At 50.7% G+C, this 15389-nt stretch carries 15 protein-coding genes; 3 read left to right on the top strand and 12 right to left on the bottom strand.

Features of this window, described 5'->3' with window-relative positions; all coding sequences use genetic code 11:
- Nucleotides 1–3: 3 nt before the first annotated feature.
- From P1P86_02450 to P1P86_02435, 4 genes are read right to left on the bottom strand one after another with little or no spacing between them, the layout of a single operon-like run.
- The gene (locus tag P1P86_02450; protein MDF1574036.1) at nucleotides 4–702 is read right to left on the bottom strand and encodes an L-ribulose-5-phosphate 4-epimerase; all 699 of its coding nucleotides are present in this window, start codon (nucleotides 700–702) and stop codon (nucleotides 4–6) included.
- Between the two features lies 1 nt (nucleotide 703).
- On the bottom strand, nucleotides 704–2212 hold the full coding sequence (araA, locus tag P1P86_02445; protein ID MDF1574035.1) for an L-arabinose isomerase: 1509 nt from the start codon (nucleotides 2210–2212) through the stop codon (nucleotides 704–706).
- 54 nt (nucleotides 2213–2266) lie between these two features.
- On the bottom strand, nucleotides 2267–2965 hold the full coding sequence (locus P1P86_02440; protein MDF1574034.1) for an NUDIX domain-containing protein: 699 nt from the start codon (nucleotides 2963–2965) through the stop codon (nucleotides 2267–2269).
- A gap of 15 nt (nucleotides 2966–2980) precedes the next feature.
- Nucleotides 2981–4678, bottom strand: coding sequence for a sodium:solute symporter (locus P1P86_02435; protein ID MDF1574033.1), 1698 nt, complete (start codon nucleotides 4676–4678; stop codon nucleotides 2981–2983).
- A 154-nt stretch (nucleotides 4679–4832) separates the two neighbouring features.
- On the opposite strand from P1P86_02435, the gene P1P86_02430 reads away from it, so the two are divergent.
- Nucleotides 4833–6548, top strand: coding sequence for a sodium:solute symporter family protein (locus P1P86_02430; protein MDF1574032.1), 1716 nt, complete (start codon nucleotides 4833–4835; stop codon nucleotides 6546–6548).
- A gap of 19 nt (nucleotides 6549–6567) precedes the next feature.
- Nucleotides 6568–6783, top strand: a complete 216-nt coding sequence (locus tag P1P86_02425; GenBank protein MDF1574031.1) for a hypothetical protein — start codon at nucleotides 6568–6570, stop codon at nucleotides 6781–6783.
- Nucleotides 6784–7147: 364 nt separating this feature from the next.
- Here the strand turns inward: P1P86_02425 and P1P86_02420 are convergent, their stop codons facing one another.
- On the bottom strand, nucleotides 7148–7471 hold the full coding sequence (locus P1P86_02420) for a hypothetical protein (protein ID MDF1574030.1): 324 nt from the start codon (nucleotides 7469–7471) through the stop codon (nucleotides 7148–7150).
- A 211-nt stretch (nucleotides 7472–7682) separates the two neighbouring features.
- Nucleotides 7683–7850, bottom strand: a complete 168-nt coding sequence (locus P1P86_02415; protein ID MDF1574029.1) for an ImmA/IrrE family metallo-endopeptidase — start codon at nucleotides 7848–7850, stop codon at nucleotides 7683–7685.
- Between the two features lie 398 nt (nucleotides 7851–8248).
- Here P1P86_02415 and P1P86_02410 point away from each other — a divergent pair, with 398 nt between their 5' ends.
- Entirely contained in the window at nucleotides 8249–9235 is a 987-nt protein-coding gene (locus P1P86_02410) for a carboxypeptidase-like regulatory domain-containing protein (GenBank protein ID MDF1574028.1), read from the top strand.
- A gap of 153 nt (nucleotides 9236–9388) precedes the next feature.
- On the opposite strand, the gene P1P86_02405 is transcribed toward P1P86_02410, so the two are convergent.
- From P1P86_02405 to P1P86_02380, 6 genes are read right to left on the bottom strand one after another with little or no spacing between them, the layout of a single operon-like run.
- Complete coding sequence (locus P1P86_02405; GenBank protein MDF1574027.1) at nucleotides 9389–10297, bottom strand: DMT family transporter; 909 nt, start codon at nucleotides 10295–10297, stop codon at nucleotides 9389–9391.
- Between the two features lie 17 nt (nucleotides 10298–10314).
- A complete protein-coding gene (locus P1P86_02400) occupies nucleotides 10315–12480 on the bottom strand; it encodes a S46 family peptidase (GenBank protein MDF1574026.1) in 2166 nt (721 codons plus the stop codon).
- Nucleotides 12481–12499: 19 nt separating this feature from the next.
- Complete coding sequence (locus tag P1P86_02395) at nucleotides 12500–13090, bottom strand: Maf family nucleotide pyrophosphatase (protein ID MDF1574025.1); 591 nt, start codon at nucleotides 13088–13090, stop codon at nucleotides 12500–12502.
- A 3-nt stretch (nucleotides 13091–13093) separates the two neighbouring features.
- Nucleotides 13094–14074 (bottom strand): geranylgeranylglycerol-phosphate geranylgeranyltransferase, encoded by a 981-nt coding sequence (locus P1P86_02390; protein MDF1574024.1) that lies wholly within the window; start codon nucleotides 14072–14074, stop codon nucleotides 13094–13096.
- A gap of 11 nt (nucleotides 14075–14085) precedes the next feature.
- On the bottom strand, nucleotides 14086–14607 hold the full coding sequence (locus P1P86_02385) for an HAD-IIIA family hydrolase (GenBank protein ID MDF1574023.1): 522 nt from the start codon (nucleotides 14605–14607) through the stop codon (nucleotides 14086–14088).
- Complete coding sequence (locus P1P86_02380; GenBank protein ID MDF1574022.1) at nucleotides 14594–15385, bottom strand: DUF2520 domain-containing protein; 792 nt, start codon at nucleotides 15383–15385, stop codon at nucleotides 14594–14596. Before P1P86_02380 ends, P1P86_02385 begins: the two co-directional genes overlap by 14 nt.
- Between the last annotated feature and the right edge of the window lie 4 nt (nucleotides 15386–15389).

Below are 15389 nucleotides of genomic sequence, written 5' to 3'. Positions count from 1 at the left end.
TATTTAAGGTTTTTTATTATCCTGGCCGTAGTAGGCCCCCTTTCCGTGCTTCCTTTGGTAGTGCTTATCGAGGAGATACTGTTCCAGGGGTCTCTGATTTCCCAGCAGCTCCGTGCGGAAGGCCATTTTGGCCACCTCCTCCAGGATCGCTGCATGCTCAGCGGCCTTCATGGCATCTGAACCCCAGGTAAAAGGGCCGTGGCCGTGTACCAGCACTCCGGGCATACTGATCCGATCCAGTTGCTGAAAGGCCTCCACGATGACCCTGCCGGTATTGCGTTCATAATCGCTTTCCACCTCCTCCCGCCGCAGCGCACGGGTGCAGGGAACAGGCCCGTAAAAACAGTCGGCATGAGTGGTGCCGTATACCGGGATCGGCTTCCCCGCCTGAGCCCAGGAGCTTGCCCACGGGGAATGGGTATGTACCACCCCTCCGATACCCGGGAACTCCCGGTATAGCTCCAGGTGAGTCGGCGCATCCGAGGAAGGTTTCATTTCTCCCTCCAGCTGTTTGCCGTCCGGAGCCAGGACCACCATTTGTTCGGCCTTCATCTGATCGTAGGGAAGGCCCGATGGCTTAATCACCACATTTCCGGTACCGGGATCGCGCCCGCTGGCATTTCCCCAGGTAAACACCACCAGGCGGTGAGCGACCAGTGCCAGGTTGGCCTCCAGCACCTGTTGTTTCAGTTTCTCTAACATATTATATTCCTTTTGCCAGGTGATAATAGAGCTCGTTCCATCGGAGTTCCTTTTTGAAGGATGAGATTTTTGTATCCTGGTCAATAAGCAGATACTCGATCCCGGCCATCTCTGAAAAGTCTTCCAGGTGCTCCGCTGTCACAGCCATGCTGAATCCGGTATGGTGCGCCCCGCCTGCCAGGATCCAGGCGCCGGCAGCCACCTCCAGACTGGGAGCCGGTTGCCAGACCACCCTGGCCACCGGCAGCCTGGGCAGAGGAGCATCGGCCGGTACCACCTCACAGGGATTCACCAGCATCCTGAACCGGTTCCCCATATCCATCAGGGAAGCATTCACACCGGGTCCCGAGGCCACGTCAAAGACCAGGCGGGCGGGATCGGCCTTTCCCCCGATTCCCAGGGGATGAACCTCCAGAGCTGCCTTCCCTTTGGAGATGGAGGGACAGACTTCCAGCATATGGGCTCCCAGGACCTTCATCCCATCCGGGTGCAGGTGATAGGTATAATCTTCCATAAAGGAAGTTCCTCCCGGCAGGCCGAGAGCCATCACTTTCATGGCCCTTACCAGGGCCGCGGTCTTCCAGTCGCCTTCGGCTCCAAATCCGTAGCCATCGGTCATCAGGCGCTGAACCGCCAGTCCGGGCAACTGCGACAGTCCGTGCAGATCTTCAAAAGTGGTCGTAAAAGCCGAAAATCCGCCATCCTCCAGGAAGTTTCGCATGCCCAATTCTATGCGGGCAGCCTCTTTCAGGGCATCCCTCAGGCCTCCCCCTTCAGCCGCCTCGCCGGGAATTAGATACTCCTCTTCATAAACAAGAAGCAGATCGCTTATTTCTTTATCACTGACCTTTTTCACCCTGTCGGCCAGGTCGCCCACTCCATAGCCGGCGACACTGTAGCCAAACTGGATCTGGGCCGATACCTTGTTCCCTTCGGTCACAGCCACCTCCCGCATATTATCACCGAAACGGGCTACTTTGCCTCCCTGCCAGTCAAACCATGCAGCAGCCGCTCTGAGCCAGACCCCGGTTTTTCGCTGCACCTCCCGGGTCGACCAGTGGCCCACCACCACTTTGCGATCGATTCGCAGCCGGGAGCCTATAAATCCAAACTCCCTGCCTCCGTGGGCGCTCTGGTTCAGGTTCATAAAATCCATGTCCATGGAGTCCCAGGGAATATCCCTGTTATACTGGGTATGCAGGTGCATAAAGGGTTTCGACAAAGCTTTCAGTCCCCCGATCCACATCCTGGCCGGAGAAAAGGTATGCATCCAGGTAAGCAGACCGATGCAGTTTTCCGTGTGACTGGCCTCCCTGCAAAGAGCCAGGATGGACTCCACCGTGGTGAGAACAGGTTTAAATACGATTCTTACCGGGATCTCAGGACTGCGGTCCAGCGCCGATGCAATCTCCCTGGAGTCACGATCCACCTGTTTCAGGGTTTCCTCGCCGTAGAGATGCTGACTTCCTGTTACAAACCAGGCCTCCAGTGTGTTTAAATCCTTTACCATGTCGTACAAATTTTAGCTGTTTTCCGAATTAGCTGTTGACCCGTCTCCCGGATCTCAGATAGTGAAATTATATCCTCCCTCCACCAGTTTCTGGTATTTATTCTGATCAAAGCGGTAGAGAAAGGCCCCCTTCCTGGAACTGCTTTTGTCCTTCTGGTCCAGTTTGATAAGCACATCCATGGCCAGAATCTTTTTCCGGAAGTTACGCTTATCCAGTCCGGTCTGATAGATCGCCTCATAGAGGGCCTGAAGCTGGGGCATGGTGAATTCGCCGGGCAGCAGTTCAAATCCAATGGGCTGCGAGGTGGCCCTTCGCTTCAGCCGCCGGAGCCCCTTTTCCACCATCAGCTTATGGTCCATGATCAATGGAGGCAGATTCTTCAAACTCACCCAGGTGGCCCCGGAATTGCTGTTACCAGCCTCCGTATACTCCCTGGCGGGGATCAGGGCATAATAGGCTACCGAGATCACCCGGCCGGCCGGATCCCTGTCCACTTCGCCGTATGCCTGTAGCTCCTCCATATAAATATCCCGCAGACCGGTCAGTTCGTAGAGTATGCGGCCGGCCGCCCTGTCCAGGCTTTCTCCCTCCTGCACAAAGCCGCCGAACAGCGACCACTCTCCCATGGCCGGTTCAAATTGTCTCCTATGAATCAATAGTTTCAGCTCACCCTGGTCAAAACCAAAAATGATACTGTCCACCGCCACATGAAAGGTGGGATGCTCGCTATAATATTGTTTTCCCGGGCTCATCAATTGATACTCTCTTTACCAAAAATAAATATAGAAAGCAATTATAATGGAGATGATAATCGCCGAATTGATCACATCCCACCTGGTCCAGCTGGCCCTGGTGATGGCGCGCTGCTCCGGGGTGGCCGATCCAAAATAGAGACCAGTTATCGTAGAAGGATCTTTGGGTTCGGTAAAGAAGCTGATCAGGATCATCAGCAGAATGACCAGGGCAAAGAGGAAAATCTCATAATGCAGCCAGTTGGGTGCCACGATCAGTTCATAGATAAATCCGTCTGAGACCGTATCACCAAAATAGATGCTCAGGCCCAGGCGCAGCATCCCCAGCACAAAGCCCACCACCAATCCGGCAAAACCGGCCGCAGGGGTGGTTCTTTTGGAAAGAACCCCCAGCAGAAAGACCGCGGCAATGCCGGGAGCCAGCAGCGACTGTACGTCCTGCAGGTATTCGTAGAGGACCTTTCCGATGCCTTTCATTACCGGGATCCAGAGAATTCCCAGGACAACAATCACCACGGTAGCCAGCCGGCCGACCATCACGTAGTGTTTTTCGCTGGCCTCCGGTTTAATCTTTTTATAAAAATCCACCGTGAAAAGCATCGATGAAGAGTTAAACAGGGAGGCCAGGGAGCTCATCAGGGCAGCCAGGATCCCACCCACAACGATTCCTGTGAACCCTTTGGGCAAGAGCTCTTTTACCAGTGTGGAGAAGGCCGCATCGTTGGTGGCAAAATCCAGGGCACCCTGCTGCTTCAGTGCAAAAGCGATCATTCCCGGAATAAGGAAAAGGAACACGGGGGTCAGTTTCAGATAAGCGCCAAAGATGGTTCCCCGGCGGCTCTGCTTCTGGTCACGGCCCGAAAGCACCCTCTGCACGATAAACTGGTCGGTGCACCAGTACCAGAACCCGATAATGGCCGAACCGAGGATTACCCCGGTCCATGGATACTCCGGATCTTTGGGAGAGCGCATCAGATTGGCCATGCTGTCAGTGCCGGATTGGTAGATCACCTCTCCGGCATCGTTCAGATAAGTTACATCCGTAGCCCGGATGATCTCCATCAGGTTGCCCCATCCCCCCAGCTGAGTTAAGCCAATGACAACAATGGCCACGGACCCGGTCAGCAGGATGGGGGTCTGAAGCACCGAGGTGTACAACACCGCCTTCATTCCGCCAAACACCGTATAAAGGCCGGTTAATACCACCAGTCCAATCGCACTGACCCAGAAAAAATCAACCTGCTGATTGAACATAGTCACATACTCAATATTAAATACATCCTTGAAAACCACCCCGCCGGCATAAACCGTAACCGCCACTTTGGTCAGCACATAACTTACCAGCGAGATAATGGAAAGGAAAGACCGGGACCTGGAATTGTAGCGGCGTTCCAGGAACTCGGGCATGGTAAAGACGCCGCTCCGGGCGTAAAAGGGGACAAAGAGCCATCCCAGGATCAGGATCATCCAGCCATGCATCTCCCAGTGCGCAAAGGCCATCCCGCTGGTGGCCCCGGTGCCTGCCAGTCCCACCAGATGCTCGGAACCAATGTTGGAAGCAAAGATGGAGGCGCCGATGGCGATCCAGGTGGCATCCCGCCCTGCCAGGAAGTAATCGGAAGTGTCCTTGTCTTTTTGTCTGAGTACCCATAAAATGACTCCTATCAGCGCCAGGCAGAAGAGTCCGAGAATAATCCAGTCAAGTTGGGCCATGGTAAAAGTGTATGTTTAAAAATTTTTATACTTTTAAGTGTGAATCTAACACTTGCATCAGGAAAATTCAAGGAAATAGAATAATTTAGAATGAATCCTGAATTCTTTGTTTCTGTTTTTTGCTTATAATTGAAAGCTAACTAATCCGCCTCAAATGCAAACAACATTTTCGCTGGGTACGATCGACTGGACCATTATCCTGATCTATTTCATCTTTGTACTGGGAATAGGCTGGGCTCTGAAACGCTACATGAAAGATTCAAAGGCCTTCCTGGAAGCGGGCCGGTCGCTTCCGGCATGGGTCACCGGGCTGGCCTTTATTTCGGCCAATCTGGGAGCCCTCGAAATGATCGGCATGGCAGCCTCCGGCGCCAAATACGGCATGATAATTATCCATCATTTCCTGATCGGTGCGATTCCGGCCATGATCTTCCTGGCCATTTTTATGATGCCCTTCTATTACGGATCCAAGGCCCGCTCGGTGCCGGAATACCTGAAGCTCCGTTTCGATGAGAAAACCAGGGGCTTCAATGCCTTTGCTTTTGCCATTATGACTGTCTTCTCGTCCGGTATATCCATGTATGCCCTGGCACTGCTGGCACAGGTAGTTATGCCCCTGCAGATCGACTGGAATTTCCTGGGCTTCCAGATCGGGGAATTTGATGTCTATCTCCTTATTTCGGCGTTTATCGTACTGGTATATATGGTTCTGGGCGGACTGACCTCGGCGATCTACAACGAGGTGTTGCAGTTCTTCCTGATCGTTATCGGCTTTGCCCCGCTGGTCTTTGTGGGTTTGAAGGAAATCGGAGGATGGGAGGGCATTCAGGCCAATTTGCCCGCCGATATGTTGCATTCCTGGAAGTATACCGGGAGTACAGACAATCCAATGGGTGTTAACTGGTTCGGAGTATTCTTTGGCCTCGGATTCGTGCTGAGCTTCGGCTACTGGTGCACCAACTTCCTGGTGGTCCAGCGCGGGATGGCCGCAGGATCCATGTCGGCCGCACGCAAGACTCCCCTTATCGGCGCCCTGCCCAAGATGTTCCTGCCCCTGCTGGTGGTGGTCCCGGGAATGATCGCCCTGGCGCTGTCCAATATGGGAGAGCTGGAAATCCCTTTGAAAGCGGGTACCTCGGTACAGGATTTCGACAAAGTAATCCCGGTGCTGCTGATGAGATATATGCCCATGGGGGTGCTGGGACTTGGAATAACCGCCCTGATGGCCTCCTTTATGTCGGGTATGGCCGGAAACGTGTCGGCTTTTAATACGGTATTTACCTATGATATCTACCAGAGCTATATCCAGCCCGGGAAGAGTGATACACACTACCTGAAAGTGGGGAAATGGACCACTGTTGTAGGGGTACTGGTCAGTATCATTACGGCTTATGTGGCCAGATCCTTCAATAATGTGATGGATTTCCTTCAGCTGATCTTCGCCTTTGTCAATGCCCCGCTCTTTGCAGCCTTCCTGCTGGGTATGTTCTGGAAACGCACCACGGGACATGCTGCTTTCTGGGGTCTGATCGGCGGAACCATTGCAGCGGCCATCCACCACGGATTAACCCTTCCGGCAGGTGCCGCAGCAGGTGTCAAAGGCGGATATTTCGGATGGGTTCATACCTACGGCAGTGAGATGGCGCAGAACTACTGGACGGCGGTCTACGCCTTCTCCGCAGCACTGCTGCTCACGCTTGTGATCACCCTGCTGACCAAAAAGCTGAAAACCGACGATGAACTCAAAGGCCTGGTCTACTCACTGACCCCCAGGGTACAGGACGACTCAAAACACTGGTACCAAAAGCCTGAAGTACTGGCCGTCGTCGTGGGCGTGATCTTCATCATCCTTTCCATTATTGTCTGGTAAACTAGAAAAACGATATACAATGGGACTTGATATAAAAATACCTATCGGACTAATGTTCAGTATTCTGGGACTGATTTTACTCATCCTGGGCCTGGTCACCTCGGGCGACACTGAAATGTACGAACCCTCGCTCGGCTACAATATTAATCTCCTCTCCGGAGGGGTGATGCTGGCCTTCGGAGCCTTTATGCTGTTCACCTCCAGGCTGTTTAAAAAGAAGAAGAGAGAGGAGTGAATGAGTCTTTCAACCTGACAAAACTATCGGTCTTGCAACACGGTCGGCTTTAGTGATTCTACGGTCAGGCTTTATAAATATCGTATATCGTTTGGCAAAATTGGAAACTTGCGTTGACTATTGATTTTCATTTTATAACACATGAAAACCTAATATTCAATTCTTTTACTAATTGAAAATCGTTCATCCATGGCACCCCCATATTGTCACAAACGTTGGGTATCTTTATTCGATTAGAATTCATGGCTGTAACCTTGCTGATTGAGTATTTCCCAATAGTCAGGGCAGAGTATTGGGGAATAGTACTTTTGCCAGGGCTGTATTAGAACATTTGTATCAAGGCAGAATCTCTTTTCAGAAAAGATCATTTGTAAAGTTGAGCTTCCAGTTTAGGAAATTTGTTGGTTGGCGTATTAAGTAGGTAGCTTGCAATATTTGGTTCAACAAATCCACCCTTATAAGCATCAAGTACAATTTGAGTAAATAGTCTGCCATTTTTATTCAACCTCAGTAAATACGGGCTCGGCCCTCCATCTTTTTCCTTCTGCTTTGCCTTTTTTTCTTTCTCTTTTATCAGGTATTCTTGAAAGCCTGCTTCTGCTTGTGCTTTAAATGATGTGTACTCATTAATCGTAATAAGATTCAACTTCAATGCCCTGATTATAAATGCATACGAGCTTATTCCCAACTTGCGTGAGTATTGATATACTATCTCAGGTGTAGTTATATGTTTTCTAAGTTCCGAAATGTATTTTAACGGAATCAGTGCGTTTGCAGCAACTTCAATGCAAAACGCTTCAACCGGATGATTTTCGCCTATAAGGTTCTTGATAGATTGATTCTCCTCGCAGCAAGCTGCGAGGAATCATCGATTAATTGTTTATTTTAAATGTGCTCGCTTACCCCGCAGCAGAGCTACGGGAAATGCGCTCGCGTAATTCAATATCATTTGAGATTCCTGATTGAGCAATCCAGATATGGGCTAACTCGTGTACTAAAGTGAATAACTGTGCTGCGCCCCAATCTTTTGAGTTAATGAAAATAAATGGTGCATAATCGTTCGAAATAGCAAATCCTTGTATCTCTCAGGTGATACAGAAACCTTCGAGGCAGCAGATTCAATACTAATTCGCGCGGACTCTCGAGCCCATTTCAGTACAATTGGTGTTATATGCGCGTAATCTGCCATGAGGCAAATTTAGTTTTTTACCCCTAAAAGCATTAACCTTATTCTGAGTCTTTGATTAATCAATGTTTTATGTGTCGAAAGCACTATCTATCGAAGATCTTCTGCCAATCCACAGAACATATATTCAACTTCCATTTGAGGTATAATACAATTGCTTGGCATTCCTTTGCTTCGCCATGACACTCCCAAAAGAGTAATTCCCTGTTTCTACGCGCATATTCGCATTATCTTTCCTAAATTAGCGTGGTTCCGGCAATACCAGATCCTGCTCCACCTATGAAAAAGCACTTACTTCTCCTCTTCCTGGGTTTTTACACAGGCATTGGATTTGGCCAGGTGATCCGCGGTCGGGTGGTCGACAAGGAGTCCGGAGAACCCATCGACTATGCCTCTGTCTATATAAACGGGACCTTCCATGGTACTACCAGCGATGAACATGGAGAATTTGAGATAGAGGTGACCAAATATCCCGGAAGACCTTTGTATATCAGTGCGGTTTCTTACCACACCACCTTTCTGAGCACCTTGAAAACAGAGGAGTTTATTCAGGTAAATCTAATCAAAGTAAAGTACGAGATCCCCGAAATATCGATCGAGTCCCCCTCTCTGGTCAGGAAGAGAAAAATGTATCTGAAAAAATTTAAGAAGGAGTTCCTGGGGAGCTCAAAAAATGCAAAGGCCTGCTTCATTCTCAATGAAGAGGCTGTAACATTTAACTATCATTCAAGTCAGGATACTATTAAAGCATTTGCACGTGAACCCCTTATTATTCTGAATAATTCTCTGGGCTACCGGATCACTTACTATCTGGATAAATTTGAATACGTGAAATCCAGTAATACCATCAGATTTCTGGGGAACATCTCCTTTAACCAGGATTTAGCAACTAACTCCGGCCGCAGACAGGAGTTTGAAGAAAGACGAAAAAAGACATATTTGGGTTCTTCCAAGCACTTTTTTAATGCCTTATGGCAAAACAAACTGAAAAACGAAGGTTTCAGGGTTCTGGAGGTCAATGGCATATATCCCCTGGAATATGAAAATTTTGTGATGGAAGAAAAGCCTGGAAAGAAATATTTTTCTTACCCCCGGGATCTCGAAATTGCCTACGATTATTACCTGACAACTGTTTCCTTCCTGCGACCCCGGGTTAATTTCACCAAAGATGGCTATTTCGAACCGGAAGCCCTGATCTGGTACGGAAACATGTCCCTGGAACGGATCGCTGACTGGCTGCCTTATGAATATGCCCCTCCGGAATGAATTAATCCCATAAGAATATTCCGATGTTGCACTCTGCAATCTCAGAGCGTTACACCTGTGAAAGAAAACGCCCGGGCCTGATAAATAGCTCCGATGATCCGTAGGGGGATACTACCCTGCCAGAAGCTTCCGGCCCGCTAGCCCCGGTTGTTTTTATCTCTTTTTCCAACCTGCATAAATCACCAGAATGGCACCGCCCAGCACCGACAGAGCACCGGCAAAGCTGATCAGGGAGAAGGATTCGGGTTCTATCCATGAGACTTCCAGGCGGGTCAGAATGGCCATGGTTACAAAGGTAATGATGGGGTTCAGGGTAATGATTACACTGACCCGGGTGGCCTCGGTAAGTTTGATGGCCAGGGCCAGGGAGCCATAGGCCAGGACGGTGTTCAGTCCCAGATAGATCAGGATATACCAGTTGGCTGCCGGCATGCCTCCCAGAAAGGAAAACTTAACCAGCGGGGCAAGGACCAGCATGCAGGCCCCGTATATAAACAGGTTCAGCTGGTTGGGCCCGATCCGTTTTAACAGGGACTTCTGGGCCGTGGCAAAAGCTGCCCAGGAGAGCCCCCCACCCAGCACCAGCAACATTCCTCTGGTAAAATGCTCTCCCCCAGATGCCAGCTCTTTCAACTGTTCCGAATAGAAGAGTCCGATCCCGGAAAGAACCAGCACAAATCCCACAATGTGCCTCCAGTTCACATGCTCCCGGAAGATCAGAATCCCCGACAGGGCAAAGCTGACCGGGGCAATCTGAATAAACACCTGGGAAGTCGACGGGGACACATACTTGATCCCGGTGATAAAACCTGTGTAATTCCCGGCCAGAAAGAAAGCCGCAAGAATCAGCAATAAGGGGGGGCGCAGAAAGATCCTGAAGTCCCTTCGCCTGAAGATAAGGGTCCAGGATGACAGGATCAGAAAAGCAATGGCAAAGCGGAACCAGACGACAGTCACCGGAGGCAGCTCATAGGTGATCACCTTGAGGATGATCGCCATAAAGCCCCACAGCGATGCCGTGAGCAAAGCATAAAGAGTTCCTTTTCTGTTATCGCTTCCCATTCCGCCCGTTACAGGTGCTACCAGACAATTTCCATTTCATTTAGCAGATAACCCGCACCTGCAAACTTATCGATGATGAACAGCACATAGCGGATATCCACAGAGATATTTCGGCACAGGGATGGATCGTAATGCACATCACTCATGGTGCCCTCCCAGTTGCGGTCAAAATTGATCCCGATCAGACGGCCATCGGCATCCATCACCGGGCTCCCTGAATTCCCCCCGGAGGTATGGTTGGAGGCTACAAAACAGACCGGCATGGTGCCATTCACTCCATACTTCCCGTAATCCCTGGCTTCATAAAGCTCTCTGAGTTTTTCCGGGACCACATAGTCCACAAAACCCTCTGTCGACTTATCCATAACACCCGAAAGGGTGGTATAATACCCGTACTCCACCCCATCCCCGGGCTGATAGCCATCCACCTTCCCGTAAGTGAAGCGCATGGTGAAGTTGGCATCGGGATAGAGCCTGCGGTCCTTCTCTTTTTCGAGCAGGGCGGCCATATAGATCTTATAGTTTCTGTCCATTAACTCCCGAATCTTGCCATAGACAGGACCAGCCTCCTGCATCAGCAGATCTGAAAACTGGGTATTCGTTGCCACGACGGGATCTTTCTGAAAGGCTTTGATCCCCTTTTCTGCATCTTTCTCATATGTATCCAGCAGTTTCCCGAACTTCTCAGGCCGGTTAAAGACACTTTTGTTGTACAGTGCCTCTGCATAAGCCTGGTAGTCGCCTTTATACTTGACCTGGATCTCCTCTCCGCATGCGGGTGCAAACGCTGCAGGCATCTGAGTGAAATAGGCCTCCAGCATAGCGGCACAAATCTCCTGGTCCAGGGGCCGGTAAAAATTCTTGTAGAAGCCTTCCATCTGCCTTTCGATCCGTTCCCTGGGAGCCCCCTGGAGCATCATCTGCTGAATGCGGGAAGACTGTCTGAAAAGCTCAATGGTATTGACCGATTCATTCATCATTTCCACGGCCATCTCGTAAGGCCCTATCTCCTTATACAGGCGGGCAAACTCATCCAGAACATCCTCGTATTTCAGAGTGCGCTCCCCGCTGTCTTCCACCCAGGCCCGGAATTGCTCCTCTTCCTCCAGCTTAAGCTCCACAGCCTGGTTCCTGGTCAGACCAAGGATAATCCCCTGCCACTTCTTCCAGGCATTACTTACCCCCCTGTATTTACTGGCATACTGAATCCGCACCACGTCATCGGCCCGCATATAGCGATCCATGATCTCCAGCCTGGTCGTGCGAAGTCCGATCTTCATGGGCAGTGAGGTCTCCAGCATGGACCGTACCTCGGCCGAATAGAGGTATTGGGTGGTAGAGCCCGGATATCCCATCACCATGGTAAAGTCGCCCTCCTCTACCCCACCTGCTGCAATCTCCAGATGTTTCCTGGGCTTATAGGGTCGATTGGACGGATCATAGCCGGCAGGCATATTCTCCTGATCGGCATATACCCGGAAGATGGAGAAATCACCCGTATGCCGCGGCCACATCCAGTTATCCTGGTCGGCACCGAAATTACCAATGGCCTCGGGAGGTGCACCTACCAGCCGTACATCATGAAAGGTCTCGTAAACAAACATATAATAGGCATTGCCATAGTAAAAGGGCCTCACAATGGCGCTGTAATGGCTTCCTTCAGTGGCCTCCTGGATTAGTTTTCCCATATTAAGTTCGGTCTGCCGCCTGGCCTCTTCCGGGTCCATCTCCCCGTTCATCCCCTCCTCCATGTCCAGGGTAACATCTTTCATATGGCGGAGATAGGTCACACGCAAGCCCTCGTTGGGAAGCTCTTCCTCCCTGCTTCTGGCCCAGAATCCATTGGTCAGGTAGTCGTTCTCCACGGAGCTGTGTCTCTGGATGGCTCCATATCCGCAGTGGTGGTTGGTAAGCAGGAGGCCATCGGCCGAAATCATCTCTCCGGTGCATCCTCCACCAAAGATCACCAGGGCATCCTTCAGACAATCCTGATTGATGCTGTAAATATCTTCGGCACTAAGCCTTAAACCGGCCTCCTGCATCTCGCCTATGCTGTATTTTTCCAGCAGCATAGGAATCCACATGCCTTCATCGGCCCGGATGTTCAGGATGCCGGAGGCCATTAAAACGGCCACCATCAACACATTAATTCTGTTCCCTGATTGTTTAAGTGTACTCTTCATCTTTTCAGTTTAATATGCATTACTTACCTATAAATCTCTTTAACTCGCTATAGACTCTCTGCACGGGAAGGCCCATAACATTAAAATAGCTCCCCACGATCTTCTCCACTGCAATGAGTCCGATCCACTCCTGTATGCCATACGCGCCTGCTTTATCAAAAGGCCGGAATTGGTCCACATAGTGCCCGATTTCCTGACTGTCGAGCCTGGAGAATGTCACATCGCTTACCGCAAAAAAGGAGGTGCTCGCCCGGACCGACCGGAGACAAACTCCGGTAAATACCTGATGGGTATCTCCGGAAAGCTGCCTTAACATCTCCATGGCCTCCTTCCGGTTAATGGGTTTTCCCAGCTCCCTGTCCCTGTGCCATACAATGGTATCGGCCGTAAGCAATACCTGATGGAGTTCCAGAGTCCCCGTATAAGACTCCGATTTATGCTCTGCCAGATAGCGGGCAATTTCCCCCCCGGAAAGATCTGCCGGATACTTCTCGTCGGCATGTTCCGTTTTAACCACCCTGAAAGGGATACCCAGCCCCTTCATCAGGGCCGATCTCCTGGGCGACCGGGAGGCCAGTAAAATTTCATATGAGCTCCATGGATCCAACAAGCGCTAATACTTGAAACTAACCAGGTAAAATACCACCACCGAATAAAGTATCCCGAACAGCATCACCAGCTTGATCAGGGTACTGGCACGATGGTAAGCCCTCTTATCCCGGGCTGTGATCACCTGGATGGCCAGAAGAATCAGAGGCAGCAGCAGGAACAGGGCAAAATAAGCCAGGGAGATATAATCGGCCGGATCGACCGAGAAAAATATATAGCTGAACAGCAGATAAATCAAGGCACCCAGCGTTATTGTTATCAAAACCACCAGGACCACCCTGGTCCAGAAAGTCCCGAGCCTGATGGGGACGGTCTTCATCCCGTAGGCATGATCCCCCTCCAGGTCCTCTGCATCTTTGATGATCTCTCTGATCAGGGTGGTCGCAAAGGCGAAAAAACTGAAGGCACTCACCCAGGCAAAGAGGTAATTAAAATCGGCATCGTAACGGATCATGATTTCGCCATACTCCCTGTTCAGAAGGGGAATCTCGAACAGCACCACCATCAGGGGAACCAGAGCGGTCAGAAAAGCGACCGCCAGATTGCCCACCAGAAACTGCTTTTTATAATTGGTGGAATAAAACCAGAGTAAACCTGTTGACAGAACAAAGACCAGGGACAGAGAGGGGAGCCCCACATAAAATGCCAGGTAAACACCAATCCCGACTCCAAGAATATTCAATATCATATGAAGGATCATGGCCACTTTCCGGCTGATGCTTACTCCGACCACCACCCGGGCCGGCTTGTTGATCAGATCGGCCCTGGTATCAAAGTAGTCATTGATAATATATCCGGCGGCAGCAATCAGCATAGTGGAAAAGACCAGAAGCGCAAACTGAAAATCCCCGAACTGGAGTTCAAAGGAATCCGATGGAAGCAGTGGTTTCATCAGGAGATAGCGCATGGAATACTGAGTGAATGCGATGATGAGCAGGTTTGAGAACCTGACCAGGCTGAATATGGAGCGGAGCTTTCCTACCATTATTTTTTCAGTTACCAGCTAAATGGTTCTCCGTTGTTCCAGCAGCCATGGAGCCGGAGTACCTGCTCCATCACATCCCGGACGCACCCTTTACCCCCTTTAAAAGGAGAGATATAATGCGACACCGATTTCACCTCTTCCACGGCATCGGCGGGACAACAAGGGACTCCGACTATCTTCATCACCTCCAGATCGGGCAGGTCATCGCCCATGTAAAGGATTTCTTCCGGCTCCAGATCATATTTGAACAGGAAATCCTTGAAATCGTCCAATTTGCAGGAGGAGGCCAGAAAAATATCCGTGATCCCGAGGCCCTTAAAACGCAGGGCTACCGACTCGGTATTCCCTCCGGTAATAATCGCAACCGGATAGCCGCGTTTGACCGCATACTGCAGGGCATACCCATCTTTGGTGTTCATGGAACGCATAATCTCCCCGGTGGGATGCAGGTAAACTTCCGGACGGCTCAAAACACCGTCCACATCAAATACGAAAGCCTTTACCGCCTGTAATCCTTCTTTAAAATTTGTCATGCAAGTAAAAAAAATCAGAGTCTTCCTGATCCCGGGACCTCCCTATTTCCCGGCTCATAAAAGTATACAATTTCTGCCATTCAGGAAGGTCCTTCAGCAATTCTATATGTTTATTCATGGTTTCCCGGTCACCCCGCACCGCTGGTCCCGTCTGCGCCTCAAGGGCACCCAATGCTATGATCTTCTCAAAGGTCTCCTTCACCAGGGGATCCAGCAGTCCGGGATCGAGCTTCTGGGCCCTGATTAACTGCCGGGCAATATGAACCATGTGATTCGTGAAGTTATTGGCAAATACAGCCGCGGCGTGAATCACCAGGCGCTTTGGCGAATCCACCTCTTCCACACTCTGATAAACGGACGACGCCAGTTTTTTTACTTTTTCACTTACCTCAGGCGAGGAGCCCTCCACCAGGCAGGGAATCCGGGCAGGTTCCAGGGAGCGGGACCGGCTGAGTGTCTGCAGAGGGTAGAGCACCCCGTATTGCTCAAAGATGCCCTGAAAAAGATTCATGGGAAGCGACCCTGCCGTATGAAGCCAGATCCCCCTGGTATGCCCGAATTTTCTGCATAAGCCGGCGACCGCACGATCAGATACAGCCAGAATGTAAAAATCGGCCTCCCGGGGTACCTCTTCCATCTCCGAAGTGCCGGGCACGCCCAGTTCGCCCGCCAGCCGCCTGGCAGACTCCTCCGTTCTGGAGTAGATACAGCTTATCCGGTGCCCTGCAGAATGAAAATGCCGGGAAATGTGTGTTGACACATTCCCGGCACCCATCATAACA

Source organism: Bacteroidales bacterium, assembly GCA_029210725.1.
Lineage (GTDB): Bacteria > Bacteroidota > Bacteroidia > Bacteroidales.
This window is presented reverse-complemented; position numbering and strand designations above follow the sequence as displayed.

Excerpts from the sequence above, each read along its gene's own strand:
- P1P86_02430 (MDF1574032.1), top strand. The coding sequence starts at position 4,833 with ATGCAAACAACATTTTCGCTGGGTACGATCGACTGGACCATTATCCTG.
- P1P86_02380 (MDF1574022.1), bottom strand. The coding sequence starts at position 15,385 with ATGATGGGTGCCGGGAATGTGTCAACACACATTTCCCGGCATTTTCAT.
- P1P86_02385 (MDF1574023.1), bottom strand. The coding sequence starts at position 14,607 with ATGACAAATTTTAAAGAAGGATTACAGGCGGTAAAGGCTTTCGTATTT.
- P1P86_02435 (MDF1574033.1), bottom strand. The coding sequence starts at position 4,678 with ATGGCCCAACTTGACTGGATTATTCTCGGACTCTTCTGCCTGGCGCTG.
- P1P86_02450 (MDF1574036.1), bottom strand. The coding sequence starts at position 702 with ATGTTAGAGAAACTGAAACAACAGGTGCTGGAGGCCAACCTGGCACTG.
- P1P86_02440 (MDF1574034.1), bottom strand. The coding sequence starts at position 2,965 with ATGAGCCCGGGAAAACAATATTATAGCGAGCATCCCACCTTTCATGTG.
- araA (MDF1574035.1), bottom strand. The coding sequence starts at position 2,212 with ATGGTAAAGGATTTAAACACACTGGAGGCCTGGTTTGTAACAGGAAGT.
- P1P86_02425 (MDF1574031.1), top strand. The coding sequence starts at position 6,568 with ATGGGACTTGATATAAAAATACCTATCGGACTAATGTTCAGTATTCTG.
- P1P86_02400 (MDF1574026.1), bottom strand. The coding sequence starts at position 12,480 with ATGAAGAGTACACTTAAACAATCAGGGAACAGAATTAATGTGTTGATG.
- P1P86_02405 (MDF1574027.1), bottom strand. The coding sequence starts at position 10,297 with ATGGGAAGCGATAACAGAAAAGGAACTCTTTATGCTTTGCTCACGGCA.
- P1P86_02410 (MDF1574028.1), top strand. The coding sequence starts at position 8,249 with ATGAAAAAGCACTTACTTCTCCTCTTCCTGGGTTTTTACACAGGCATT.
- P1P86_02390 (MDF1574024.1), bottom strand. The coding sequence starts at position 14,074 with ATGGTAGGAAAGCTCCGCTCCATATTCAGCCTGGTCAGGTTCTCAAAC.